The 25,161-nt window shown below is 34.4% G+C and carries 21 protein-coding genes; 13 read left to right on the top strand and 8 right to left on the bottom strand.

The window, feature by feature from the left end; genetic code table 11:
- Window positions 1-144: 144 nt before the first annotated feature.
- From ACFSC2_RS01750 to panC, 5 genes are all read right to left on the bottom strand, one after another.
- Window positions 145-2,112, bottom strand: coding sequence for a transglycosylase domain-containing protein (locus tag ACFSC2_RS01750; RefSeq protein ID WP_379817534.1), 1,968 nt, complete (start codon window positions 2,110-2,112; stop codon window positions 145-147).
- Between the two features lie 200 nt (window positions 2,113-2,312).
- Window positions 2,313-3,674 carry a DNA repair protein RadA gene (gene radA, locus ACFSC2_RS01745; RefSeq protein ID WP_379817533.1) on the bottom strand — a complete coding sequence of 454 codons (1,362 nt, stop codon included), beginning with the start codon at window positions 3,672-3,674 and terminating at the stop codon, window positions 2,313-2,315.
- Entirely contained in the window at window positions 3,674-4,828 is a 1,155-nt protein-coding gene (locus ACFSC2_RS01740; protein ID WP_379817532.1) for an alpha/beta hydrolase, read from the bottom strand. Before ACFSC2_RS01740 ends, radA begins: the two co-directional genes overlap by 1 nt.
- A 196-nt stretch (window positions 4,829-5,024) precedes the next feature.
- Complete coding sequence (panD, locus tag ACFSC2_RS01735; protein WP_026727479.1) at window positions 5,025-5,375, bottom strand: aspartate 1-decarboxylase; 351 nt, start codon at window positions 5,373-5,375, stop codon at window positions 5,025-5,027.
- Window positions 5,376-5,389: 14 nt separating this feature from the next.
- Window positions 5,390-6,268 (bottom strand): pantoate--beta-alanine ligase, encoded by an 879-nt coding sequence (gene panC, locus ACFSC2_RS01730; RefSeq protein WP_379817531.1) that lies wholly within the window; start codon window positions 6,266-6,268, stop codon window positions 5,390-5,392.
- A 78-nt stretch (window positions 6,269-6,346) separates the two neighbouring features.
- Here panC and ACFSC2_RS01725 point away from each other — a divergent pair, with 78 nt between their 5' ends.
- The 8 genes from ACFSC2_RS01725 (at window position 6,347) to ACFSC2_RS01690 (ending at window position 18,282) form a co-directional block, all read left to right on the top strand.
- Window positions 6,347-7,153 (top strand): glycogen/starch synthase, encoded by an 807-nt coding sequence (locus ACFSC2_RS01725; RefSeq protein WP_379817530.1) that lies wholly within the window; start codon window positions 6,347-6,349, stop codon window positions 7,151-7,153.
- Window positions 7,154-7,173: 20 nt separating this feature from the next.
- Window positions 7,174-8,760 carry a DUF4270 domain-containing protein gene (locus ACFSC2_RS01720; RefSeq protein WP_379817529.1) on the top strand — a complete coding sequence of 529 codons (1,587 nt, stop codon included), beginning with the start codon at window positions 7,174-7,176 and terminating at the stop codon, window positions 8,758-8,760.
- A gap of 7 nt (window positions 8,761-8,767) precedes the next feature.
- Window positions 8,768-10,618 (top strand): glutamine--fructose-6-phosphate transaminase (isomerizing), encoded by a 1,851-nt coding sequence (gene glmS, locus ACFSC2_RS01715; RefSeq protein ID WP_379817528.1) that lies wholly within the window; start codon window positions 8,768-8,770, stop codon window positions 10,616-10,618.
- 319 nt (window positions 10,619-10,937) lie between these two features.
- Window positions 10,938-13,706 carry a TonB-dependent receptor gene (locus tag ACFSC2_RS01710; RefSeq protein WP_379817527.1) on the top strand — a complete coding sequence of 923 codons (2,769 nt, stop codon included), beginning with the start codon at window positions 10,938-10,940 and terminating at the stop codon, window positions 13,704-13,706.
- A gap of 49 nt (window positions 13,707-13,755) precedes the next feature.
- Window positions 13,756-15,330: an SGNH/GDSL hydrolase family protein gene (locus ACFSC2_RS01705; RefSeq protein WP_379817525.1), complete on the top strand. Its 1,575-nt coding sequence runs from the start codon at window positions 13,756-13,758 to the stop codon at window positions 15,328-15,330.
- A 236-nt stretch (window positions 15,331-15,566) separates the two neighbouring features.
- Entirely contained in the window at window positions 15,567-17,078 is a 1,512-nt protein-coding gene (atpD, locus tag ACFSC2_RS01700) for a F0F1 ATP synthase subunit beta (protein WP_379817524.1), read from the top strand.
- Window positions 17,079-17,170: 92 nt separating this feature from the next.
- Window positions 17,171-17,452 (top strand): FoF1 ATP synthase subunit delta/epsilon, encoded by a 282-nt coding sequence (locus ACFSC2_RS01695; RefSeq protein ID WP_379817523.1) that lies wholly within the window; start codon window positions 17,171-17,173, stop codon window positions 17,450-17,452.
- Window positions 17,453-17,643: 191 nt separating this feature from the next.
- A complete protein-coding gene (locus tag ACFSC2_RS01690) occupies window positions 17,644-18,282 on the top strand; it encodes an NAD(P)-dependent oxidoreductase (RefSeq protein WP_379817522.1) in 639 nt (212 codons plus the stop codon).
- A gap of 64 nt (window positions 18,283-18,346) precedes the next feature.
- Here ACFSC2_RS01690 and ACFSC2_RS01685 read toward each other — a convergent pair whose 3' ends face one another.
- Window positions 18,347-18,559, bottom strand: coding sequence for a helix-turn-helix domain-containing protein (locus ACFSC2_RS01685; protein ID WP_379817521.1), 213 nt, complete (start codon window positions 18,557-18,559; stop codon window positions 18,347-18,349).
- Between the two features lie 3 nt (window positions 18,560-18,562).
- Complete coding sequence (locus ACFSC2_RS01680; protein WP_379817520.1) at window positions 18,563-19,390, bottom strand: DUF2975 domain-containing protein; 828 nt, start codon at window positions 19,388-19,390, stop codon at window positions 18,563-18,565.
- 312 nt (window positions 19,391-19,702) lie between these two features.
- Here ACFSC2_RS01680 and ACFSC2_RS01675 point away from each other — a divergent pair, with 312 nt between their 5' ends.
- The 5 genes from ACFSC2_RS01675 (at window position 19,703) to ACFSC2_RS01655 (ending at window position 21,962) form a co-directional block, all read left to right on the top strand.
- Entirely contained in the window at window positions 19,703-19,897 is a 195-nt protein-coding gene (locus ACFSC2_RS01675; protein WP_379817519.1) for a hypothetical protein, read from the top strand.
- 99 nt (window positions 19,898-19,996) lie between these two features.
- The gene (locus ACFSC2_RS01670) at window positions 19,997-20,380 is read left to right on the top strand and encodes a TraB/GumN family protein (RefSeq protein WP_379817518.1); all 384 of its coding nucleotides are present in this window, start codon (window positions 19,997-19,999) and stop codon (window positions 20,378-20,380) included.
- An 8-nt stretch (window positions 20,381-20,388) separates the two neighbouring features.
- Window positions 20,389-20,844, top strand: coding sequence for a TraB/GumN family protein (locus tag ACFSC2_RS01665; RefSeq protein WP_379817517.1), 456 nt, complete (start codon window positions 20,389-20,391; stop codon window positions 20,842-20,844).
- Window positions 20,845-20,851: 7 nt separating this feature from the next.
- Entirely contained in the window at window positions 20,852-21,355 is a 504-nt protein-coding gene (locus ACFSC2_RS01660; RefSeq protein ID WP_379817516.1) for an RNA polymerase sigma factor, read from the top strand.
- The gene (locus ACFSC2_RS01655) at window positions 21,345-21,962 is read left to right on the top strand and encodes a hypothetical protein (protein ID WP_379817515.1); all 618 of its coding nucleotides are present in this window, start codon (window positions 21,345-21,347) and stop codon (window positions 21,960-21,962) included. Before ACFSC2_RS01660 ends, ACFSC2_RS01655 begins: the two co-directional genes overlap by 11 nt.
- 80 nt (window positions 21,963-22,042) lie before the next feature.
- Here the strand turns inward: ACFSC2_RS01655 and ACFSC2_RS01650 are convergent, their stop codons facing one another.
- Window positions 22,043-25,111: a DUF7507 domain-containing protein gene (locus tag ACFSC2_RS01650; RefSeq protein ID WP_379817514.1), complete on the bottom strand. Its 3,069-nt coding sequence runs from the start codon at window positions 25,109-25,111 to the stop codon at window positions 22,043-22,045.
- Window positions 25,112-25,161: the final 50 nt, after the last annotated feature.

The following is a 25,161-nucleotide window of genomic DNA, read 5'->3' as shown; positions in this document are numbered from 1 at the left end:
GCTAAAGCCCTTTTCTATTTCGTCTTATCCCCTAGCTGAAGCTAGGGGCTATGCAAAAAACAAAAAAACTTTGCGACTCTGCGACTTTGCGAGATTAAAACAAAAAACTTCGCGCCTTAATGCCTTCGCAGCAACTCCTAAATATTATAAATCAAATTCATCTGTACTGGTAGAAAGCGAATCTAATTTGATTGCCGTAGAATCTGGAACTTTAATTTTTATAAATGAACGCGCATTTCCAGAAATATAAACAGGCAATTGTCCAAGCGTATCTTCAGGAATTAATAAACCTCTACGGAACATTAAATTCTTTAAAAACGTCTGGTTTTTTAGAGCATAATCCTTCAAATTGCCTTCGTCATTAAATTGATACATAAATTTTCTCGGTTTCGGAATAATCGTTGCCAAGTATAAACATTCGTCAACATTTAAAGCTGACGGACTTTTTTGGAAATAGAAATGACTCGCTTCGCCGATACCGTATACATTTGGTCCCCATTCGATAATATTGAAATAGACTTCTAACATTCTTTCTTTGCTTACAATTCGATTGTTTTCTAAAATGTAAACTAGAAGTATTTCTTCCAGCTTTCGCGAAAGCGTTTTTTCACGAGTTAAAAACACATTTTTAATCAACTGCATGCTGATTGTGCTTGCGCCGCGTGAGAATTTTTTGGTTCTAATGTTTTTCAGAATCGATTGTTTGAAAGCTTCATTGATAAAACCGCGATGCGAAAAGAATGACGGATCTTCAGTTGTTAAAACACATTTTCTCAAATAAGGAGAAATTTGATCCAAAGGTGTATAATTTGGATTCGCGCTTCCAACCAAAATCGGACGTTGTAAAACATTCTGAATGATTGCACGATAAACAAATTCGCCATTTAGTTTGTTCAAATCGGCTTCGCCATATTTGGTGATTCGTAAATCTTCTTTGTTTAGTTTACTGTCAAAAACTAAAGTATTCGGTTTGTTTTTATTGAATTTAAAATCCAGTTTGTAATCGAAATTTCCGGTTGCCTGCATTCCTTGAAAATGCGTAAACAATCCGTCAGGAAGCGAAACGATAAAATCCTGCGCTTTCATTTTCGGAATATCGACTTTTAAAGTATAAATCGTATCTTTTTCGGTATAGTAAGAAACATACGGACGAACTTTTATTTTGTTCAACTGCATAGTCGAAGTGCTGTCGATAGAAATAAAACTATCTCCAAGTAAAAAACGATAATCAAAACGGGCATTTTTAATTACAACATCTTTACTCGCGATTTTTGGATGATTGATTTTAAGATTGGCAATAGAAGTATAACCGTCAATGTGTAATTCACTCCCGCTTTTGTCAATGTTTTGAACGTTTAATCGAATCGAATCAAAACTTGCTTTTAAGTTATAACGTTCGTCCAAATATGGAACACGAATCGCTCCAGTATCTAAATTGAAGAATCGGATATCTGCTTTTTTATTTCTCGGATCGGCAAAACCTTTTATGTTCCAGCGCTGATCAAAATCTTTTGCCTGAACATGAAGATTAGTTTCTAGCTGTTTGTTGTTTAAAACAAGTTTATTTACTGCGATAGAAGTATGTTTTCCGTTATCATCGATTTTGAATTGAAAGTTTTTCAAATCCATATCGGTCGGAACCAGATTTAATAATTTCGAGATAATATTATAAGCGAGTGAAGCATATTTACGTTTCTCGTTTGATTCTGTTTCGTCTTTTTCTCTTTTTAAGAAAGCGTCAAAGTTTCGTTTTTTACCTTTTTTGACTAATTGTATGTAACCATTGTCAATTTTTAAAGTTCCAACCTGAACATCGCCAATCAGTAAACTGCTTAAACTGATGCTGGTTTCGACGTTTTTAATTTTGCAGAGTGTATCAGCATTTATTGGAGCCAAAACAATATCTGTCAATTTTATAGTTGACAATCCGTCGAACGAAGCCGATTTTACAGAGAAATTACTATTGTACTGAACCGCCATTTTGTGTTCTACTTTGGCGATTGCCTGTTTAAGAAGTGAATCTCGGAAATAGTAAAGTCCGATGCAAAGCAAAACCAATAGTATTCCGACTATTTTTAATACTTTATATATTTTTTGTTTTGGAAAATTCATAGAGTTGAATTTACAATATTTTTTTAATGTTTTTGGATTGGGTTTGCCACGACTCGAGCGATAGCGAACAGGCGACGCAATTACACTAATTATTTTTTTCTTTTGCCACAGATTAAAATTATTATAAAGATTAATCTGTGGAAATCCGTTCAATCTGTGGCAAAAAACGAATGATTCTTGTGATTTTTGGCTAACAAAAACTACCCAAAAAGAATGCTGGCAACATCTTCAATTTTAGCAACCAATTCGATTTTGATACCAGTATTTTTTAAAGCAATTTTATTGTATTTTGAAACAAAGATCGTATCGAAACCTAATTTTTCAGCTTCCTGAATACGCTGATCCACGCGGTTTACCGGACGAATTTCACCAGAAAGTCCAACTTCGCCGGCAAAACAAAAACCTTTTCCAACTGGAATATCTTCGTTTGACGATAAAATCGCGGCCACAACCGCCAAATCAATTGCTGGATCGTCGACAGAAATACCTCCAGTAACATTCAGGAAAACGTCTTTTGCGCCTAAACGGAATCCAGCTCTTTTTTCTAAAACAGCTAAAATCATATTTAAACGTTTTGCGTTGTATCCCGTTGTACTTCTTTGTGGAGTACCGTAAACTGCGGTAGAAACCAACGATTGAATTTCAATCATCAACGGACGCATTCCTTCAAGCGTTGTAGCAATTGCGGTTCCTGATAATTCTTCGTCTTTATGCGAAATCAAAATTTCAGACGGATTGGAAACTTCTCTCAATCCGCTTCCAAGCATTTCGTAAATTCCAAGTTCGGCTGTAGAACCAAAACGGTTTTTCAGCGAACGCAAAATTCTGTAAACATGGTTTCTGTCGCCTTCAAACTGAAGAACCGTGTCAACCATATGTTCAAGGATTTTTGGCCCGGCAATATTTCCGTCTTTGGTAATATGTCCGATAAGAATAACAGGCGTATTACTTTCTTTAGCAAACTTGATTAATTCTGCCGTTGTTTCTCTAATCTGCGAAATACTTCCCGCTGTGGATTCAATATAATCGGTATGCAAAGTCTGAATCGAATCGATAATCACCACTTCTGGCTGCATCGTTTCGATCTGTTTGAAAATATTCTGTGTTTTCGTTTCGGTCAAAATGTAGCAGTTATCACTATTTGGTGTGATTCTTTCTGCACGCATTTTTATTTGTTTCTGACTTTCTTCGCCTGAAACATATAAAGTTTTATAAGGTAATTTAAGTGAAATCTGAAGCAAAAGTGTACTTTTTCCGATGCCGGGTTCTCCACCCAAAAGCGTTAGAGATCCAGGAACAAGTCCGCCTCCTAAAACTCGATTCAATTCGCTGTCGGTTGTGTCCATGCGAACTTCCTGAGCCGAATCAATTTCGGTAATTTTTAAAGGCCTTGGTGCTTTACTGCTTGAAGTGGGTTCACTTTTCCAAGCTACTTTTTCCTGTTTTTGGATAATTTCCTCAGCAATCGTATTCCATTCTTTGCAGGCATTGCATTGGCCTTGCCATTTCGAATACTGCGTTCCGCAGTTCTGACAAAAAAAGGAAGTTTTAACTTTTGACATTATTTACTTTTTTTAGCAAGCGTATTCATTTCGTCGATTTTCTCATACATAAAATCTTTGTTCAAATCACCAATCGGCTCCATCTGCGAAGCATTTTGGTATTTTTTTGATGCATGTTTCGGATCTCCTTGTTTTTCATACATTAATCCTAACTCATATTCTCCAAGCATGGCTTTTGGGTAATTTACATTTCCAATTTCAGCCATTTTTGATAGTTCACTATAAGCATTCTTTTTTAAAATGATATTTTCTATTACTTTAAAATCGCTCATTCTTACTGGAATCTGCACTCCCATAACTTCAGACATGGTGTTGTACTTTTGTTCTAGATATTCTGCGTAACCCGATTCAAGAACAGCAATTTTTTCATTGTATTCTGCTGAATTTATTGGTCGGTATGCTTCAAAAATCTGATATAAAGCACTTGGTATAGAGTGCAATACTTCTGTATAATGTGTTGCACCTTTAAAAACTTCATATTTATAATTCACTAACGGATTATTAGCGATTTTAATATTTCCGTTTAATTTTTCTATCGGTTCTTTTATTTTTTTAATATCTCCTTCACCTGCAGAAAGATAGTAGAAAAACGGTTTTTTTACTTTTGCGAACTTCTCTGCAATACGCACTTCCATTTTTGGAGCCAATTCTGGACTTAAACAGATGTAAGCGTTAAAAAGCGGCTCTTCTTTATACAAATAAAAATTAGCAAAACTTGCTGTTAAATCGTGACCTGCAATAAGTCTGAAAGGCGAGGTACGGTATTTTTTTTCAATATAGGGAACTAATTCTGCTCCGATAAATTCAAAAAATTTCGCTCCTTTTTCAAAAGGAAGTCCTTCATTCTGGTCAATTGTGGTATCATCAAAACGTTCTCCGTCTTTATTCTGATGAATTCCGATGATGATCATTTCAGGAATATCATCCCAATAAGAACCATAACTTACAGCTCCAGAAAAAGGATCAAACAAATAATCTCCGTCTAATAAATAAAGAACAGGATATTTTTTGTCTTTGCTGGCTTCGTAAGAAGGCGGAAGACCAATTGTGATTCTTCGCTCTTCTCCCAGTTTCTCAGATTTAATGTTGTCGAACTTTTTTTGGGCAAAAGACGAGAATGAAATTAAAATAAACAGTAGGTAAACTTTTTTCATGATTTGTGGCATTTCAGTGAATTAAAAAGTATTGAAAATAGTGTGGCAATATACTATTTTATTTGTTTCTTTTATGGGGAAAAATGGAAACAAAAACGTTGGAGTGTAAATCTTTTCTGATTTATACAAATGCAGAAAACTTTGTACAAAACAAGTTTGACAAAGTTGTGGATTTTTAAAAATTAAAAAGAAAATTTTAAGTTAGCGAATTATCATTTTCGTTAGGGAAAATAATCCACGGTTTGAATGTTTTCGCTTCTTCAAACTCTAAAGTCGCATAAGAAATAATGATAATAATATCGTCTTTCTGAACTTTTCTCGCTGCAGGACCATTCAGGGTAATTTCTCCCGAATTTTTTTCTCCTTTAATAGCGTAAGTTTCAAAACGTTCACCGTTATTAATATTTACAATAGATACTTTTTCGCCTTCAATAATGTTTGAAGCTTCTAGCAGAGTTTCATCAATAGTAATGCTGCCAATGTAATTTAAATCGGCTCCCGTTACTTTAACACGATGAATTTTTGATTTTATAACTTGAATTTGCATGCTGCAAAGTTAGATTAATTTAATGAAATGGTATCAATCAGTCTGATAGAATTAACAAATACTGCTATAAATGCGCGGTATTTTTTATCATTCTCTTTCTGATCGATAGGTAAAAGTGTCGATTCGTCAGCAATCACAAAATATTCGAGATCGAATTGTTTGTTGTCTTTGAAAGAATTTTCGACAAAATCAATAGTTTCCTGCGGACTTTTTGTTTGAAATATTTCTTTTGCTTCGGTTAAAACTTTGTAAATGATCGAAGCTTCTTTTCTTTCTTCAGCCGTTAAACGTTCGTTACGAGAACTCATTGCCAGCTGATTTTCTTCTCTGAAAATCGGACAGCCTACGATGTTTACCGGAAGATTTGTTTTTTCGACCATTTTTTTAACAATCTGCAATTGCTGAAAGTCTTTTTCGCCAAAGTAAGCATTAGTCGGGGTTACGATTTCGAAAAGACGTTTTACAATCGTTCCAACTCCGTTAAAATGACCTGGCCTGAATTTTCCTTCCATTTGATTTTCCAATCCATCGAAATCAAAATCCTGCGAAACAGTGTTTCCTTCATAAATATCATCTACCGAAGGAGCGTATAAAATAATTTTATCACTTAATGTACGCATTTTCTTAACATCTTCTTCGAGAGTCCTCGGATATTTTGCTAAGTCTTCTGGATTATTGAATTGTGTTGGATTGACAAAAATGCTGACAACGGTATCGTCGTTTTCTTTTAACGAGCGCTGCATTAAAGCCAAATGTCCTTGGTGTAAAGCGCCCATAGTTGGTACAAATCCTATAGTTGAATTTGTGGTTTTGATAGTTTTTAAATAGGCTATCAAAGCAGCTTTACTGTAGAAAATATGCATTGAGGTATTATTAAAATTTAGTGCAAACATAATATATTAGTTATAAACTGCATAAAATTTTGTAATTTTGCGACGTTTTTATTACCAAAAATTAAGTAAAATACTATTATGAAAGATAAGAGGATATTATACGTATCATCTGAAGTCGTGCCGTATCTGGCTGAAAACGAGGTTTCTTTAATGTCTTATGACGTTCCGAAAATGATAAACGATCAGGGCGGTCAGATAAGAATTTTCATGCCTAGATATGGGAATATCAATGAAAGAAGACATCAATTACATGAAGTAATCCGACTTTCAGGGATGAATTTGGTAGTGAATGATTTAGATATGCCATTGATTATTAAGGTAGCTTCTATTCCAAAAGAAAGAATTCAGGTTTATTTTATTGATAACGATGAATACTTTAAAAGAAAAGCAACTTTTGCGGACGAAGAAGGTGTTCTGTATCCGGATAACGATGAAAGAGCTATTTTCTTTGCAAAAGGTGTTGTTGAAACTGTGAAAAAACTAAACTGGGTTCCAGATATTATTCACGTTCACGGCTGGCTTGCTGCAATGCTGCCAATCTATATGAAACACTTTTATAAACATGAGGCAATGTTTTCTGAAACGAAAATTGTTACTTCTGTTTACGGACAGTCATTTGATGAAAATTTAGATTTGGAAATGATAAACAAAGTTAAATTTGACGGCGTGCCACACGAATCAGTTTCAGATTTAGAAACTCCAAACTACGAAAATATCCTTAAGGCTAGTATATTACATTCTGATGCGGTTATTATTGCGTCAGAAAATGTTTCCCCAAGTTTAACAAAATTTATAGAATCTTCAGGAAAACCTTTTTTACCTTTCGCACCGAAAAATGCATTCGCAGAAGCGTATACAAATTTCTACAAAACGATGGGACTTTAAATTTTAACTATATTTTAAAAATGTATAATACTTCTTTGATTAAGAAAATTCTATTAGCTTCAGTTGTTGTTTTTTTATATTCATGCGATAAGGATTTTAATGCTATTGGCGATGATTTGATTAGTGATGATCATTTTGGGTTAGAACCTCACAAATATGAGGTCTTGGCTTTTAATCAAGAAGTAACACCAATTCAATCCAATAATTTGCCTACAAATGCATTAGGGATTTATAATGATCCTGTTTTTGGTGAGACTACGGCAAATTTTGCAACACAAGTTACGCTTGAAAGTTATGCTCCAAGTATTGGTGAAGAACCAAAAATTGAAAGCGTTGTTTTAAGCATACCTTATTTTAGCCACGTTACGCAAACTAATACAGATGGAAGTAGTGTGTATGCATTGGATTCTATTTTTGGTGCTAAAGATGGAGGTAAAATTAAGTTAAGTGTTTATCAAAATGGAATGCAGATGCGTAATTCTTATTTTGATAATGGTAATCAGTTTGCACAATTATACTACACAGATCAAAATGCAGATTTTGAAAGTTTAAAAGCAAGTCCTTTATTAAATGATGATGCTGATATAACGCAAAATCAGGAGTTTTTCTTCAATGCAATTGAAAGAAAAGATAGTATTACGGGTACAGATGGGAAAAAAACGTTACAGAGATCAAAACCTGAAATGCGTTTAAATCTAAATACAAAAGAGTTTCAGGATAAAATTCTTAACGCTCCAGCATCAAAATTGGCTAGTGCTAATGTTTTTCAGGAATATTATAGAGGATTGTACTTTAAAGTTGAAAAGTCAGGTGCAAATGCTACAAGTATGGCATTAATGAATTTTGCTGAAGGAAAAATTACAATTACTTATACAGCAAAAACAGATAGTACTACAGACGATCCGAAGACAACGGAAACGCGTACACTTGTCTTGAAATTAGGAAGTTCACTAAGTACAGTTAATTTTTTACAAAATCAAAGAAATACTACTTACGAAAATGCGATTACAAATGTAAATGCAACAGAAGGTGATGAAAGGCTTTATTTGAAAGGCGGTCAAGGATCGATGGCTATTCTTAAACTAAACGATTTTGCTTCGCAGCTTCAATCAATAAAAGACAGCGATTGGATGGTAAACGAAGCAAATCTGGTTTTTTATATCGATGCAGATAAAATGGCTCCAACCACAGAAGCAAAGCGTATATATTTATATGATTTGACTAATAATACGCCATTGAAAGACTATTACAGCGACGCTACATCTGCAGCATCATCTAATCCAAAAGATGCAAAACAGATTTTTGGCGGGATAATTAACCTTGGTGATAATAAGAGAGGTAAAACGTATAAAATTAGAATTACAGAGCACATTCGCAGTCTGATTAAAGACGCTACTTATAAGAATGTTGATTTAGGATTGGTAGTTACAGAAGATATAGCTACTGTGACTAATAATCTATTAAAGCTGAAAAATAGTAATATTTCAGCAGCACCGAGAGCATCAGTTATGAGTCCTCTAGGTACGATATTGTATGGAGGGAAATCTTCTGTTCCAGAGGATAAAAGATTGAGGCTTGAGGTTTACTACACGAAACCAAATAAATAAATAAAATATGTGTGGAATTGTTGGATATATCGGTCATCGAGAAGCCTACCCTATTGTAATAAAGGGATTAAAGCGACTTGAGTACAGAGGATATGATAGTGCCGGCGTTATGTTGTATGAAGATAACGAAGGTGTTAAACTTTGTAAAACAAAAGGTAAGGTTTCTGATCTAGAAGCGAAAGCAAAGGAGGATCTTACTGAGAATGGTAATATTGGAATAGGGCACACGCGCTGGGCTACTCATGGGGTGCCAAATGATGTAAACTCGCATCCTCATCTTTCTAATTCGGGAGATTTAGTAATAATTCACAACGGAATTATTGAGAATTATGCACCATTAAAAGAAGAATTAATAAAAAGAGGTTATACTTTTAAATCGGATACAGATACTGAAGTTCTTGTAAATCTTATTGAAGAGGTTCAGAAAAAAGAAAACATCAAGTTGGGTAAAGCAGTCCAGATCGCTTTAAACCAAGTTGTGGGTGCTTACGCAATTGCTGTATTTGATAAAAAAAATCCAAACGAAATTGTAGCTGCAAGACTTGGGAGTCCGTTGGCAATTGGAGTAGGAGAAGGAGAATATTTTATTGCTTCTGATGCGTCTCCATTTATTGAATATACTTCTAATGCAGTTTACTTAGAGGATGGTGAAATGGCTAATATTAGACTTCACAAACCTTTAAAAATTAGAAAAATTAAAGATGACTCGTTGGTAGATCCTTATATTCAAGAACTTCAAATGAATTTGGAGCAGATTGAAAAAGGAGGTTACGATCATTTCATGCTTAAAGAAATCTACGAACAGCCAAGTGTTATTAAAGATACTTATAGAGGAAGACTTCATGCAAATGAAGGAATCGTTCAAATGGCTGGAGTTGAAGATAATATAGAGAAGTTTCTAAACGCAAAAAGAATTCTTATTGTAGCTTGCGGAACTTCATGGCATGCCGGTTTAGTGGCAGAATATATTTTTGAGGAGTTTACACGTATTCCTGTTGAAGTAGAATATGCTTCTGAATTTAGATACAGAAACCCAATTATCAACAAAGACGATGTTGTAATCGCAATTTCACAATCTGGTGAAACTGCTGATACAATGGCGGCTATTAAATTGGCTAAAGAAAACGGAGCTTTTGTTTTTGGTGTTTGTAACGTGGTTGGTTCTTCTATTTCTAGAGAAAGCCATGCAGGTGCTTATACACACGCGGGGCCAGAAATTGGAGTAGCTTCTACTAAAGCATTTACAACTCAAATCACAGTTTTAACTATGATTGCTTTGAGATTAGGTAAGGCAAAAGGAACTTTATCAAATCCTGATTTCCATGCTTACTTGCAAGAATTAGAATTAATTCCTGAAAAAGTATCTGAAGCTTTAGAAACTAATGATAAAGCGAAAGAAATTGCGGCAGCGTTTAAAGATTCACCAAACTGTCTTTATTTAGGACGTGGGTATAATTTCCCAGTTGCACTTGAAGGAGCTTTAAAATTAAAAGAGATTTCATACATACATGCAGAAGGATATCCTGCTGCAGAAATGAAACACGGTCCTATTGCTTTAATTGACGAGCATATGCCGGTTATTGTAATTGCACCTAAACAAGGTCATTATGATAAAATTGTAAGTAATATTCAAGAGATCAAATCTCGAAGTGGTAAAATTATCGCTGTTGTTACAAAAGGTGATACTCAAGTTCGTGAATTGGCCGATTATGTAATCGAAATTCCTGAAACTTCGGATGCATTATCACCGCTTATTACTACAATTCCGTTGCAATTGCTTTCTTATTATATTGCTGTAATGAGAGGATGCAATGTTGACCAGCCACGTAATTTAGCGAAATCGGTTACGGTAGAATAAGGTTTACGAAATATATAAATATGTTAAAAAGCGAGATTTAGGTCTCGCTTTTTTTTTATTGTCAAAAAAAAATTTCTGAATATGTATTTTTATGATATATTCAATTTTTTGATAAAAATTTATATGTATGCATAGTAAGTTGATTTTTCTCTCGGTTTTATTTAATTTTATTTAAATAAATTGAATTAGCAAATAGTTAAAATATTGTATAAAATGGTTTTAAATATCAATTTTATTTAACTTTTTTTTATACATATTAAATATTTATGTATTTTGGCTATACAAACTAACAAATAACTAATTCAATAAAACTAACCCAATGAGAGTCTACTTGCTAATTATGTTGTTATTCAGCGGAATATCTTTTGCGCAGAATACAATTACAGGTTCAGTTACAGACAGTAACAAACAATCTATTCCTGGTGCTAATATTGTTGTGGTCGGAGAAAGTGGAGGAGCTTCCACAGATTTTGACGGCTCGTTTAAATTATCAACGAATGCTAAACTGCCTTTTTCGGTTAAGGTAACGGCAGTTGGATTTGTATCGCAGACAATCAATGTTGCTTCAGCAAATCAAAAGTTAAATATTGTTTTAAAAGACGAAGAAACAAAACTGGATGAAATCGTGGTTTCGGCTTCTAGAACTCCAGAAAGAGTAATCGAATCTCCAGTTACTATTGAGCGAATGGGAATTCAGGAAATTAAAAATACCACAGCGGCAACTTTCTACGACGGTTTAGAAAATTTAAAAGAAGTAAATTTCAATACGAGCAGTATTTCTTTTAAGTCTGTTAACACCCGTGGTTTTGCAACAGTTGCCAATACCCGCTTTATGCAATTGGTTGATGGTATGGATAATTCTTCTCCTGCGTTGAACTTCGTATTAGGTAACTTAATTGGGGTTTCGGATATCGATGTTGCCAGCGTAGAGCTTTTGCCAGGTGCTTCTTCTGCACTATATGGAGCGAATGCTTTTAATGGTATTATGTTCATGACTAGTAAAAGTCCTTTTACTAATGAAGGAATCAGTGTTTATTATAAATACGGACAAACTACTCAAAAAGCTGCTGGAACAAATGATTATAATGATTTTGGTATTAGAGCGGCAAAAGCCTTTACAAAACATTTTGCCATGAAGGCTAATTTCACTTACATGGAAGCAAGTGAATGGATTGCAAACGATACAAGAAGTATGACGGGTGGTTCTATTGGTCATGAAATGAATCAGAATTACGACGGATTGAATATTTATGGTGACGAGGTTACTACTTTTATTCCAAATGTAGGTCAGGTTAGTAGAACGGGTTATCGTGAGCAAGATTTAACAGATAATAAAGTTCAAAGTATGAAAGCGGACTTCAGTGCGCATATTAAACCTTGGGCAAACGATACAGAATTTATTCTTCAGTACAAAATTGGTACGGGTAGTACAATTTATCAGGGAGCAAACAGATATGCTTTAAAAGATTTCTTAATGCAGCAGGGTAAATTTGAGGTAAAAGGGAAAAATTTCTTTGGTAGAATCTATTTTACAAGTGAAGATGCTGGAAATTCTTATGATATGAGATTTGCAGCATGGAACGTAAACAGAGCGGCAAAATCAGATCAAGAATGGTTTACTAATTATGCAACGGCTTATCAGTATGCAGGTGCGGTTATGGGAACAGATGCCAATCAATCTGCTGCAATTGCAAGAAACTTTGCAGATTATAATGTTTTACCGGCTCAAATTTCATTTCTTCCAAAACCAACTGGTTCTGCAAGATTCGAACCAGGTTCTGCACAATTTAATAGCGCTTTAGCGACTGCGGTAGCAAATCCTGATTTGACAAAAGGAGCTAAATTTATCGATCATTCTAAATTATATCACTCAGATGTGAATTATAACTTTAAAGATATTATCAAATTTGCAGAAATTCAAGTTGGAGGATCTTGGAGAAAATATGTGATGGATTCTGAAGGAACTATTTTTACAGACTATGATGGTCCGATTGAATATAAAGAATACGGTGCTTACGCGCAGCTTCAGAAAAAATTCTTAGATGACAGATTGAAATTTACAGGATCTTTACGTTATGATAAAAGCCAGAACTTTGATGGAAATGTTTCTCCAAGAGTGTCTTTTGTTTACTCAGCTGGAGCAAACAAAAATCATAACTTCAGATTGTCATATCAAACAGGGTTTCGTAACCCGACAACACAAGATCAGTATATTGGTTTAGACTTAGGGCCATTTGCATTAATTGGTTCTGCTCCTGAGAACTTGGATCGTTTTCAAGAAACTGTAAATGTAAGTGCGGCAGGACAAGCACAAGGGCATCCTGCAACTGTTAATCTGTCTGGGCAAGATGCGTATCGTAATGCATACACAGTGGCTTCGGTTCAGGCTTTTGGAGCTTCTGGAAATGTAAATGATTTACAAGTTGCTGATATTGGATTAGTAAAACCAGAGCAAGTTCAGGCTTTTGAAGCGGGATATCGTACAGTTATTCAAAATGATTTATCGGTAGATTTAAATGCATATTACAATATTTATAATGACTTTATGAATACAGCGAGAGTTATCTCTCCGTATTATGGTACAGTTGGTACGCCAGAATCTTATCAGGCGCTTGCTTTTGGAGACAGAAGAGTTTATCAGGTTTATACAAATACAACAGCTCAAATTTCTTCTTTTGGTGTTGGTGTAGGATTAGCTAAAAAAGTATACAAAGATTTTGAATTAGGAGTAAACTATAATTATTCTCAATTTAATTTCGATCAGTCAGAAGATCCAGATTTCGTGGCTGGGTTTAATACACCAAAACACAGAATCAAAGCATCTTTAGGAAATGCAAAAGTGATTAAAAACTTAGGGTTTAATGTGAATGTTAGATGGAACTCTGAATATCTATGGGAATCTTCTTTTGGAGATGGAATGATCCCTGAGAATACTGTTCTTGATGCTCAGATAAATTATGCGATTCCAAAATGGAAGTCAGTTATTAAAGTAGGAGCGACAAACCTTTTTGGGTCAGATTACCTTCAAGTGATTGGAGCTGGAGCAATTGGTAGAATGTGGTTTGCATCTTGGACAATTAATCCGTAATGGATTTGCAAGGGAAATGAAAGAGGTTATAATTTAAAAAACTACTAAGATGAAAAAAAATATAAAATGGCTTTTATTGGTTTCTTTGACCGTAATGGCTGCTTGTAATAATGATGATAATAATGATACGCCGGCAGAAGTTCCGGTAACACCAGGTTCTGCAGTATTTACAAAATATATAGCACTAGGTGATTCTTTTGCGGCGGGTTACAGTGATAATGCCTTGTTTAAGAAAGGACAAGAGAATTCGTATCCGAATATTTTGTCACAGCAGTTTGTTGCTGCTGGAGGAGGGGCTTTTACACAGCCGCTAATGAATGATAATATCGGAGGTTTGCTTCTGGGTGGGAACGTTGTTGCGGGAACGAGATTGTATTTTGACGGACCAACTCAAACGCCAGTAAATGTAACTGGAAAACCAACGACAGAGATTACGGCTCATCTAACGGGTACATTTAGTAATTTAGGTGTTCCTGGAGCAAAAAGTTTTCACTTATTAGCTGCTGGTTATGGTAACGTTGCTGGTGTGGCAACAGGTGCAGCGAATCCGTATTTTGCTCGATTTTCAAGCGCACCTACCACTACTGTTCTGGCAGATGCTGTAGCGCAAAATCCAACTTTTTTCTCCTTATTTATTGGAGGAAATGATGTTTTAGCGTATGCCACTTCTGGAGGAACAGGAAAAGACCAAACAGGAAATCCGAATCCTGCTACTTATGGATCAAATGACATTACAGATCCAGCTGTTTTTGCAAGTGTGTATACAGGTTTAGTGACTTCTTTAACTGCGAAAGGTGCAAAAGGTGTTGTTGCTAATTTACCGTATATTACAGCTTTGCCTCACTTTACAACAGTTCCGTATAATCCGCTTACTCCTAAATTGATTGGAAAAAATAATGAGGCTGTGGGTGTGGCTACAATCAAAGCTCTTAACACGCAGTTGTATGGTCCTTTAAAACAAGTATTAACTGCATTGGGTGCAGGAGACCGAATTAATCTGCTTTCTGAGACTGGTGCAAGTCCTATGTTGATAAAAGATGAGAGCTTAGCCAATTTGTCAAATCAATTAACAACAGCATTTACGCCAATAGTAGGAGCGCAAACGGCCGCTTTTTATGGTATTGTTTTTGGACAAGCTAGACAAGCTAAAGCAACTGATTTGGTTGTTTTGACTACTAGAGCTGATATTGGTACGGCTCCAACTGCAGCTAACTCTGGAATTGGAATGGCGCCGCCAGCTCCACTGAATGCATTTGGAATATCGTATCCGTTGCAAGATAAACATGTCTTAATTCCAACTGAAATTGACGAGATTAGAAAAGCAACTGATGCTTATAATGCAACAATCCAAGCCGTATCTAAAGAAAAAGGACTAGCATTTGTGGATACAAAAGCAACTTTGACACAATTGGCAAGCGGCGGAATTAGATTTGGAAATTTTACAATGAGTTCTTCTTTTGCAACTGGCGGAGCATTTTCTTTAGATGGAGTTCACCCAAGTGCAAGAGGTTATGGGTTGATTGCTAATATTTTTATAGATGCGATCAATGCACAATATGGTTCGACACTTCGTCATGTTGATTTAGGTTTGTACCCAATTCAATATCCAGCTACGCTTCAATAAAAAAAGATATTTTAACGTTATAAAAAACCGCTCATTTTCTAAAAATAAGCGGTTTTTTCTTTTCATAAAAAAATGCTGTTTTTGTTATTTTTTAGGCAAGTTTTATGAATCAAACAAAATCATGCTGTTTTTTATGAAAAAAAAGTTGATTTTATATTTTAAAAAATTATCTTTGCGCTCTGAAAAAAGAGGTATTTTCGATAAACCTAAATAGCTATTTAATAAATACATAAGTAATGTCAAAAGTAATAGGAAAAGTTGCTCAAATCATTGGACCAGTAGTTGACGTAGTTTTCAACGGTAAAGATGTTGAACTTCCAAAAATTTATGATTCTCTAGAAGTCAATAAAAAAGACGGAACTATCTTGGTTCTAGAAGTACAATCACATATTGGTGAAAACACTGTTCGTACCATTTCTATGGATTCAACAGATGGTTTAAGCAGAGGATATGAAGTAGTTGGTACTGGAAACCCAATCCAAATGCCAATCGGTCCAGATGTATATGGAAGATTATTTAATGTTGTAGGAGATGCAATTGATGGTTTAGGAAACTTGCCAAAAACTGGAGAAAATGGTCTGCCAATTCACAGACAAGCTCCTAAATTCGAAGATTTATCAACTTCATCTGAAGTTTTATTTACAGGTATTAAAGTAATCGATTTGATTGAGCCTTACGCAAAAGGAGGTAAAATTGGATTGTTTGGTGGTGCGGGTGTTGGTAAAACAGTATTGATTCAGGAGTTGATCAACAATATCGCAAAAGGTCACGGTGGACTTTCAGTATTCGCAGGAGTAGGTGAAAGAACACGTGAAGGAAATGACTTGCTTCGTGAGATGTTAGAGTCAGGAATTATTAAATACGGTGATGATTTCATGCACTCTATGGAAAATGGAGGATGGGATTTATCTAAAGTAGATATGCCAGGAATGAGAGAGTCTAAAGCTACTTTCGTTTTCGGACAAATGAATGAGCCACCTGGAGCTCGTGCACGTGTGGCACTTTCAGGATTATCTATCGCTGAGTATTTCCGTGATGGAGCTGGATCAGACCAAGGTAAAGATGTATTATTCTTCGTTGATAATATCTTCCGTTTTACACAAGCAGGTTCTGAGGTATCAGCACTTTTAGGACGTATGCCTTCTGCAGTAGGTTACCAGCCAACTCTAGCAACAGAGATGGGTGCTATGCAAGAGCGTATTACTTCTACAAACAAAGGATCTATTACATCTGTACAAGCGGTTTACGTTCCTGCGGATGACTTAACTGACCCGGCGCCGGCTACAACTTTCGCGCACTTAGATGCAACAACTGTATTGTCTCGTAAAATTGCTGAGTTAGGTATTTATCCTGCGGTTGACCCGTTAGATTCTACTTCAAGAATTTTGACTCCTCACATCTTAGGAGATGAGCACTACAACTGTGCACAAAGAGTAAAAGAAATTCTTCAAAAATACAAACAATTACAAGATATCATCGCTATCTTAGGTATGGAGGAGTTATCAGAAGATGATAAACTTGCAGTATCTAGAGCACGTCGTGTACAACGTTTCTTGTCTCAGCCATTCCACGTAGCAGAGCAGTTTACAGGTATTCCAGGTGTATTAGTTGATATTAAAGATACTATCAAAGGATTTAACATGATTATCGATGGTGAGTTAGATCACCTTCCAGAAGCTGCTTTCAACTTGAAAGGTTCTATTCAAGATGCAATCGAAGCTGGAGAGAAAATGTTAGCTGAAGCATAATCAAGCAAAGCTTGACAAACCTCAAAAAATAAAAATTCCAAATTCCAAAATTGGGATTTGGAATTTTATAATTTGAAATTTAAAAAGAAGATATGATTTTAGAAATAGTATCACCAGAAGCAAAATTATTTTCAGGAGAAGTAACTTCAGTTACTTTACCAGGAGTTGATGGAAGCTTTCAGATTTTGAATCATCACGCGCCGATTGTTTCTATTTTAGAAAAAGGAACAATTAAAATTGCAGCTCCAAGCTTCAGTTTTTCTAAAGAGGCAGGCGATAAGTTCACGAAAGTAAATGACCAAACTTATACTTTAGAGATTAAGTCAGGAACTATCGAGATGAAAAACAATAAAATAATTGTTTTAGTTGACTAAGACAATTTTAGAATAAGTTAAAAAGCCAGGCAGTATTTGTCTGGCTTTTTTTATTTGTCTATTTTTGGAGTATTAAAATCTCTTTGTAAAATATTGATACAGTGATAAAAGCTCAGTAAGCTTTTTTCTTTTCCGCTTTGTTTGTTTGATAAAGCGAGAGTTGTTTATGTCAAATTTTATGAAGAATATTTATGAAAAATAAATTAAAAATTGCCGTTCTTGGCGGTGGCGGAAAAACTGGAAATTATCTTGTAAACCAGTTATTAAAAGAAGGGTTCAGTATAAAACTTCTGCTTAGAAATCCTAAAAAATTCGAAATTCAAAATGATAAAATTGAAATCATCAAAGGTGATGCCCTCCATTTTGACAACATAAAAGCGTTATTAAAAGATTGTGATGCTGTCTTGAGTACTATTGGGCAACGAAAGGATGAGCCTTTGGTTGCAAGTGAGGTAACAAAGCATGTTTTGAAGGCGATGAATGAATGCAAAATTGAACGCTATGTTCTTTTGGCTGGACTTAATATTGATACTCCATTCGATAAGAAAAGCCCTAAAACAGTTATGGCAACAGATTGGATGAAAAGTACTTTTCCGTTAATTCAGGAAGATCGTCAAAAAGCCTATAAACTTTTAGAAGAAAGCGATGTGAATTGGACGCAGGTTCGGGTTCCTTTTATTGACTTTACAGATAATAGCTCTGAAATAGCGGTAAATCTGGAAGATTGTTTAGGAGATAAAATCACCGCTTTGGATATTTCAAAGTTTATGATTAAAGAGATGATTGAATCTAAATACAGCAGGCAATCGCCCTTTATTAGTAACTTGTAAAAACTAAGTTAGAACAGCGGATTAATTAATCCGCTGTTTGTCTTTTTATGATTAAATGAAGATTCTACTCTTCTTCCTTTTCATATTCCATAATGTCACCAGGCTGGCATTCCAGAATTTCACAGATCAGTTCTAAGGTTGAAAATCGAATCGCTTTTGCTTTTCCTGTTTTCAAAATAGAAAGATTTGCCGTTGTAATGCCGATCCGTTCTGCTAATTCATTGGATCGCATTTTTCTTTTAGCAAGCATTACATCAAGATTTACAATGATTGGCATAGTTTATATCGTTAATTCGTTTTCGTTTTGAAGATCATATCCATAGCTTAATAATTTTGCTAAAACTACTAAACATAAACCTAGAAAAAGTATTTGCCAGTTATATTCAATATAAATACCAAGGCTCATATATCGAAATTCTGAATTTTCGACTGTTGGAATGTAATGATAATAGCTTATAATTGATAAATGTTGTGTTATTATAATACTAATCAGCAAAGTAATAACTTGAAATGAGATTAGTGAATATCCAATATTTCGAATTCTTTTGTTGAGTATTTGATCAAAAGCAAAGTTTGTTCTTAATTGTTTAAACAGCTTCATAAGTTGATAGCTGACAAATAATACTAAAATTAATGACAAATATGTTTTTATTGCTAAAATAGCTTTAAAAAGGTAATTTTTAGGATTAATGATAATATTTAAATCTGATGGGGAGCTTTGCTTTACGTCATAAAATTCCTTTTTAATATCAGAATCTTTATTGTTGAAATTATAGATGTCAAAATTATTGATCTGGTACATTTTAGTAAGTTTTTTATCATTTTTTATTTCATTAAAACGCTTATTAAGTTCTTTGCTTTTTGATTTTGAAATTGAGCCAGATATGTTCGTTCCCTTGTAAAAAATTAATGTGTCAGAAATGCTAGATTGGATTCGGGCATTTATTTCATACCCTCTAGAATGATGCACTGTAGAACTATAGCCTCCTATTGTGCCATCTGGAATGCATTCAAAAATTAGGGCAAATAATAAAATGAGCTCGCAGGCTCGAAAACTTAATCGCGAGATAATATAAAGTACAGTAACTAATTTGTTGTTGTTTTTCATGACGATTTAAATATTTATTGAGTGTAAATATATTAAAATTATCGAAAAACAATAATAAATAATTAAAAAACAATATTTTTTTGTTGCGCTATTGAATAATTTGGGATTAGAAGTTCGATTAGAATAATTGATTAATACTTTCAAGAAATAGAATAATATTTGTCGGTTTTAGATTTTTTATGAATTAAAAAACAAAATTTTTTGTCTCGGAGGTATTGATTTTACTAGCTTTTTGAAAAAAGTTCAATTTTTTTTGTAACGTTTTGGTTGTTTGATTACTTACAAGTCGTAATCAAATAAACCAAAACAATTATGAAAACCCAATCAACTTCATTTAACGGAAAAAAATCCGATTTCTTATTTATCTTTTTGACCAGTCTAGGACTTGGATACACCTTGACAAATCACTTTATTTTAAGTAAACCAAACGAGAGTGCGGTTCTCACGATGATCTGTTTATTTTTTGTATCGATTGCTTCTTGGCAGCGAAAAAAGGAAGGTAAATAAATTTATCAATCATCAATCAAAATCAATCAATCAAAATCATCAATTAATTAATCGAAATCAATCAAACTTTTAACTTTAATCAATCAATCAATCAATCAAATGAAAAATATAATCAAATCAATCGTAGTTGTTGTCGCACTTTTTTTAAATGTAAATGTTGAAGCACAAAATGCCCCAAAACTAGAAAATTCATTGTTGTGGGAAGTTTCAGGAAACGGCTTGTCAAAACCTTCTTATTTGTACGGAACCGTTCATATGATTTGTTCGGGAGATTATTTTCTTACTGAAAAGACCAAAAAAGCATTTGAAACATCTTCTAAATTAGTTTTAGAAATCAATTTTGCTGATCCAAAAGAAACATTAGAAATGCAAAAGCTGGCAATGGGTAAAGAAACTTTAAGCAAAAAGTTAAATCCGGAGCAATTGGCTAAATTGGATGTGATTTTAAAAAGAACTTCGGGAATGACGGTACAGCAAGTCTAATGACAGTAATGAGTCTAATCGCCATGAAAAGTTTTGGCTGTACAGATTTGAAGTTTTATGAAATGGATTTTATTGAACAGGCAAAAAAGAAAAACATGACTTTTGGCGGTTTAGAAACTGTAAAATCCCAGTTTTCAATTTTAGAAGGTGCTTATTCTAATGAAGAAATGCTTACTATGCTGGAAGAATCCAGCAAAGAGGAAACTTCTAAATTGGTTTCAGAATATAAAAAGGAGAATATTGAAGCTGTGTACGATATTATTACAGATAAAAAAGTAACAAGCGAAAAGACCAAAAAAGAGATTCTAGATTATAGAAACTTAAATTGGATCAAAATTATGCCAGAATTGATGCAAAAAGAAAGTGTATTTTTTGCAGTTGGTTCAGGGCATTTAGGAGGAGAGTTTGGAGTGATTAATTTGTTAAGAAAAGCAGGATATAGTGTAAAACCAGTATTGAACTAAACTTATTTTGAAAGAGAAAGAACAAGAATTTTTAAAAAGAATAGAAAGTCATAAAGGGATTCTCTACAAAGTCTCGAAGATGTACATGGACAATCATGATGATCAGCAGGATTTGTTTCAGGAAATTGTCTGCCAGTTATGGAAATCATATGATACTTTTAGAAACGAAAGCCAATTTTCGACTTGGATGTATAGAGTGGCTGTAAACACGGCGATTGTCTTTTTGAAGAAAGAAAAAAGAAAGGTAGACAAATACGAAATAGCTTCAGAAAACATTAAAGATGATGAAGGCGATTCGGCAATAAAAGAAAGTCAGCTGGATCATTTTTATAAAGCGGTTCAGAAACTGGAAAAGATTGATAAGGCTATTATATTTTATCAGTTAGAGGGTTTTTCTCATAAAGAAATTGGCGAAAACCTTGGGATTTCCGAAGGTAACGCGAGGGTTAAGTTAAATAGAGCAAAAGAAAAATTAAAAGAAATTATTAAAAATCAAGGATATGGATTTTAACGATATACAAAACGCATGGAACAATGAAAATATAGAAAACGTTGTTCTTCCAAATAACTTAGAAAAAATTCAATCGGTAAATACTCCTTTGGAAAAAATTAGAAAAAATTTAAAAAGAGAAGTAATCGTTCAATTAGTTGCAATGATTTTTATAGGAATAGTTCCGCTTACTATTGATCTGAAATATAGTTTTTTAATTGCGTATTATTTGCTTTATGCCGTTTCAATAATAATTTCAATTTTTTTTACAATACGCTTGTATTTGTATTATAAGAACTTTACAGATGTTGCAGCAACAACGAAAGATAACCTTTATGAAATATATTACAATATAATGTTATTTATTGAATCCTATAAATCGTTTAGCTATGCTTTTTTTCCTTTTGGACTGTTTTATGGGTTTTTATTGCCTTTAGGTAAAAAATCTGGTAAGCTTTTAAATAAGGTTTTAAACGCAAATCCAGAAAATGTGGCCATAATAGTTGTATTAATAGTATTTGCATTTATGTTATTAATGTGGTTTATGACTGAAGGGCATACAAAATTATTTTACGGAAAATATGCTAAAGAAATTAGAAAAGTAATTGATGAGTTGAAAGAGGAATAAACTCAAACAAAAAACTAAAAAGAAAAAATCCATTCTGTTGTGAAACGGAATGGATTTTTTTATTTGAGAACTATTTAATCTTAGTGAAAGATTATTTTCTTAGTTACTGTGTGATCATTTTCTAAAGTCACTTTCACTAATAAAACTTGATTACTTGACTGTAGATTTTGAATGATTAATTCGGCGGTATTTACTTTCTTTTTGTTATATAACAAATGTCCACTAATATCATAAACGGAAACTTCTTTTATGTTTTCGTTTAACGAATTCACTTTAACAATCTTCTCTTTTACTGAAACCAAAAGAGCATTATCAGTACTTTCGAAATCCTCGTTTCCTAATGTTTTGTTGGTATAACGTAATACAAAACGATCTGTAAAAGTACCAATAGCACTAGAAAAAGTATAATTGGAAGTTCTTAAATCGTGAATTTTATCTAGGAGCTTGTCTTCAAGATATACTTCTTGTCCAGTAAAGAATCCGTCAGCATCATTGATAGAAATTGTGAAATCACTTGCAATGGTAGTTTTGTACCCTAACGGAATTGTTTCTGTATTATCAAAAGGCAATGCTCGTGCCTGAATAGTCAATTTCTTAGCATTACTGATACTGTAAAAATCAATATAACTATTCGCATTCATTGTTACAGCATCATAGTTGTCGTCGATATTATTGGTTGCACCATCCATGTAACCCAATAAAAGCTGTTTAAAAGCTCCTCCAGAATTGCTAAAGTTTAACCAGATACGATTTTTGCTTTCGGTATCTCCAGCAGTTTTAAAGAACTGTGTATTATTTCCAGTTCTTCTCATTGAGTTCGAGAATACAATTGGAGCAGCTGTACTAGATTTAACAAAGATTCCCTGCCCAGCGGCTATATAACCATTTGGACGGTCTGCTCCAGTAGTTGTTCCAGTACCGCCAGCTAAAGTATATGCGGCATAATCGTCACTTGTATAATTGTATTTTGCATCTCCGGCTACGGCATCATTTGGAGGTGAATTGTGAGTCCAGAAATACAATGCACCGAGATGAAGATTGCTGTTTATAAAAGCATCTGCTGATATCGCTGATGGATAAGGATTTCCGACTAAATGCCATTTTCCGATAGTTGTTGCAACAGAATAATTACCATTGTTTGGAACGCCGGTAAAAGTAGCCAGATAAGTTGCACCAGACGTAATGCTGTAAGTTTGCGGCGCACGTACACTATAGGCAATTCCTGGTTTCATAACCGTAATTCCGTTATAATCTATTTTCCAAGCACTAGTTGCTGAATCATAATAATAATATTTATCTGCCAGAGTTGCTGTAGATAATGTTTTTAGGGTATAAGAACTGCTGTAAATAGGAGATGACCAATAAGTGAAATCATAACGGCGTACTGGTTTTGAAATTCTTCTATAAACTATATTTCCTGTATTGGTTACATTGTTTGTTTGTACAAGACTTGAATTATTTTCGAAAGTTAAAGATCCAGTGCTGGAAACCGAAACTGCGTTTAATACATTCAATGTAACATTGGTTGGAACAACTAAGTTAACGCCTGCATTAACTGTAAGTGCACAAGCATTTATATCGCTGGTAATAGTATAAGGGCCAGAGAAAACAACATTCTTAGTAAGATCCGGTGTGCCTTGACTCCATGCAGTACCGTTCCACGTTGTAGAAGATTGGTCTGTAATATTAAAAGCTGCAGAAGAAGGTGATTTACATCCTGAACTGTTTGTTACTCTAAATGAATATGATGTACCAACTGGAATATTAGTAACGGTTGCAGTTGTTCCTGAACCTGTAGTTGTAACACCTCCAGGTGTTCTTTCTAAGGTCCAGTTTCCTGAAGGAAGATTATTTAGAACTACACTTCCTAACGAAGAGCAAGATGCATTTGTTATTGTTCCAATAGTTGGTGGTGCCAGTAAATCGATTACTGTAGCTATGTTATCGGTATATGTTTGTCCCGAAATATCTTCGACGATGTTTAAAGAAGGATCGGTTCCAGTAACTTTTGCCGTATTAGTTATTCTACCAGCAGCAACGTCTGCTGCAGTAATAGTATAAGTTCCAGTAAGAGTTCTAGAAGCACCAGCGGCTAAACTTGGAATAGAGTTGCCAGTAATTGTTAAACCAGGCATAAGATCGGTAACCGAAATATTAGTAATCGGCACCTCTCCAGTATTTTTGATATCAAAGGTATAGGTAACCGTGTCGCCTAATTTACCGCAAGAGGATATTGAAGCTCTTTTAATCATACTCAATTCGGCTATTTTTAAAGAGCTGGTGTTAAAAGCGATAAAAGCACAATCTGAGTTTCCTGAAAATGTTACCACAAAACGATCAACCTGAGCTGCGTTTGCAGGTGTAATACCAAATGATTTCGTTTCTATTCCCACTATTCGAATATCTCGTGTAGCAGCTGCTGTAAATGCCATTGCACCATTATCAGCTCTAAATAAATCTAGACTGTAGGTTCCAATTGCTGTTACAGACCCGAACGAAACTGATAGCTGATTACCAACTGTAGCTCCAGAAGCATCAACAAATTTAAATGAATCTGGTGTACCTCCCGGTTCAGCAACTTGAGTGACAATCAGATCGGGAATATTATCTTCAATACCTGAAATGGTCAAGTTATTAGTTCCGATTTTAAATTCGGCTGTACCTGCTTTTATGTTCGCAATACCAGTTCCAAGTGTAAGTCCGTTTACACCATCAGTAAGTCGCGAAGCAAGTTCGGGACCAGTTGAAGTTGTTCCCGTTAAAGGCGGGGTTAAGGTTGCAGTTGAATTGGATCCGTCTATCATAGCACCTTGAAGAAAATAGGTGCTGCCTGGATCAAGTCCTAGAGTTTGAATTTTTAGAGCTCTGTATTTTTGAGCATTAAAAGTAATCCCTCTGGTTGTAAGATTGGCATCATTTACACCTGTAGAATAGGTCGTTCCATTCCATAAAAAAGCAAGCAGATTGTTTTCTGTATTTGGACGATTTCCTACACCCGTTGTAGAGTTAGATGTCCAATATCCATTCCAGTCTGTATGAATTCTGGTAACGGCTGTCTGGCCTATAGTTTTAAAAGATATTAAGAAAAGAAGTAATCCTAAACCTTTTAAAAAGTAATTATGAAGATTCAAAATTGGTTTTGATAACATGGGGTTTGGCTGGGTTAAAGTTTCGTAATATTTCTTTTTCGTGTTTGAAT

Source organism: Flavobacterium artemisiae, assembly GCF_042678225.1.
Lineage (GTDB): Bacteria > Bacteroidota > Bacteroidia > Flavobacteriales > Flavobacteriaceae > Flavobacterium > Flavobacterium artemisiae.
The sequence above is the reverse complement of the archived record's forward strand: the minus strand, read 5'-3'. Positions and strand labels throughout refer to the sequence as shown.

Excerpts from the sequence above, each read along its gene's own strand:
- radA (WP_379817533.1), bottom strand. The coding sequence starts at position 3,674 with ATGTCAAAAGTTAAAACTTCCTTTTTTTGTCAGAACTGCGGAACGCAG.
- ACFSC2_RS01685 (WP_379817521.1), bottom strand. The coding sequence starts at position 18,559 with ATGCCAATCATTGTAAATCTTGATGTAATGCTTGCTAAAAGAAAAATG.
- ACFSC2_RS01740 (WP_379817532.1), bottom strand. The coding sequence starts at position 4,828 with ATGAAAAAAGTTTACCTACTGTTTATTTTAATTTCATTCTCGTCTTTT.
- glmS (WP_379817528.1), top strand. The coding sequence starts at position 8,768 with ATGTGTGGAATTGTTGGATATATCGGTCATCGAGAAGCCTACCCTATT.
- ACFSC2_RS01695 (WP_379817523.1), top strand. The coding sequence starts at position 17,171 with ATGATTTTAGAAATAGTATCACCAGAAGCAAAATTATTTTCAGGAGAA.
- panD (WP_026727479.1), bottom strand. The coding sequence starts at position 5,375 with ATGCAAATTCAAGTTATAAAATCAAAAATTCATCGTGTTAAAGTAACG.
- ACFSC2_RS01655 (WP_379817515.1), top strand. The coding sequence starts at position 21,345 with ATGGATTTTAACGATATACAAAACGCATGGAACAATGAAAATATAGAA.
- ACFSC2_RS01720 (WP_379817529.1), top strand. The coding sequence starts at position 7,174 with ATGTATAATACTTCTTTGATTAAGAAAATTCTATTAGCTTCAGTTGTT.
- ACFSC2_RS01750 (WP_379817534.1), bottom strand. The coding sequence starts at position 2,112 with ATGAATTTTCCAAAACAAAAAATATATAAAGTATTAAAAATAGTCGGA.
- ACFSC2_RS01665 (WP_379817517.1), top strand. The coding sequence starts at position 20,389 with ATGAGTCTAATCGCCATGAAAAGTTTTGGCTGTACAGATTTGAAGTTT.
- ACFSC2_RS01670 (WP_379817518.1), top strand. The coding sequence starts at position 19,997 with ATGAAAAATATAATCAAATCAATCGTAGTTGTTGTCGCACTTTTTTTA.
- ACFSC2_RS01725 (WP_379817530.1), top strand. The coding sequence starts at position 6,347 with ATGAAAGATAAGAGGATATTATACGTATCATCTGAAGTCGTGCCGTAT.
- ACFSC2_RS01705 (WP_379817525.1), top strand. The coding sequence starts at position 13,756 with ATGAAAAAAAATATAAAATGGCTTTTATTGGTTTCTTTGACCGTAATG.
- atpD (WP_379817524.1), top strand. The coding sequence starts at position 15,567 with ATGTCAAAAGTAATAGGAAAAGTTGCTCAAATCATTGGACCAGTAGTT.
- ACFSC2_RS01650 (WP_379817514.1), bottom strand. The coding sequence starts at position 25,111 with ATGTTATCAAAACCAATTTTGAATCTTCATAATTACTTTTTAAAAGGT.
- ACFSC2_RS01680 (WP_379817520.1), bottom strand. The coding sequence starts at position 19,390 with ATGAAAAACAACAACAAATTAGTTACTGTACTTTATATTATCTCGCGA.
- ACFSC2_RS01690 (WP_379817522.1), top strand. The coding sequence starts at position 17,644 with ATGAAAAATAAATTAAAAATTGCCGTTCTTGGCGGTGGCGGAAAAACT.
- ACFSC2_RS01710 (WP_379817527.1), top strand. The coding sequence starts at position 10,938 with ATGAGAGTCTACTTGCTAATTATGTTGTTATTCAGCGGAATATCTTTT.
- panC (WP_379817531.1), bottom strand. The coding sequence starts at position 6,268 with ATGTTTGCACTAAATTTTAATAATACCTCAATGCATATTTTCTACAGT.
- ACFSC2_RS01675 (WP_379817519.1), top strand. The coding sequence starts at position 19,703 with ATGAAAACCCAATCAACTTCATTTAACGGAAAAAAATCCGATTTCTTA.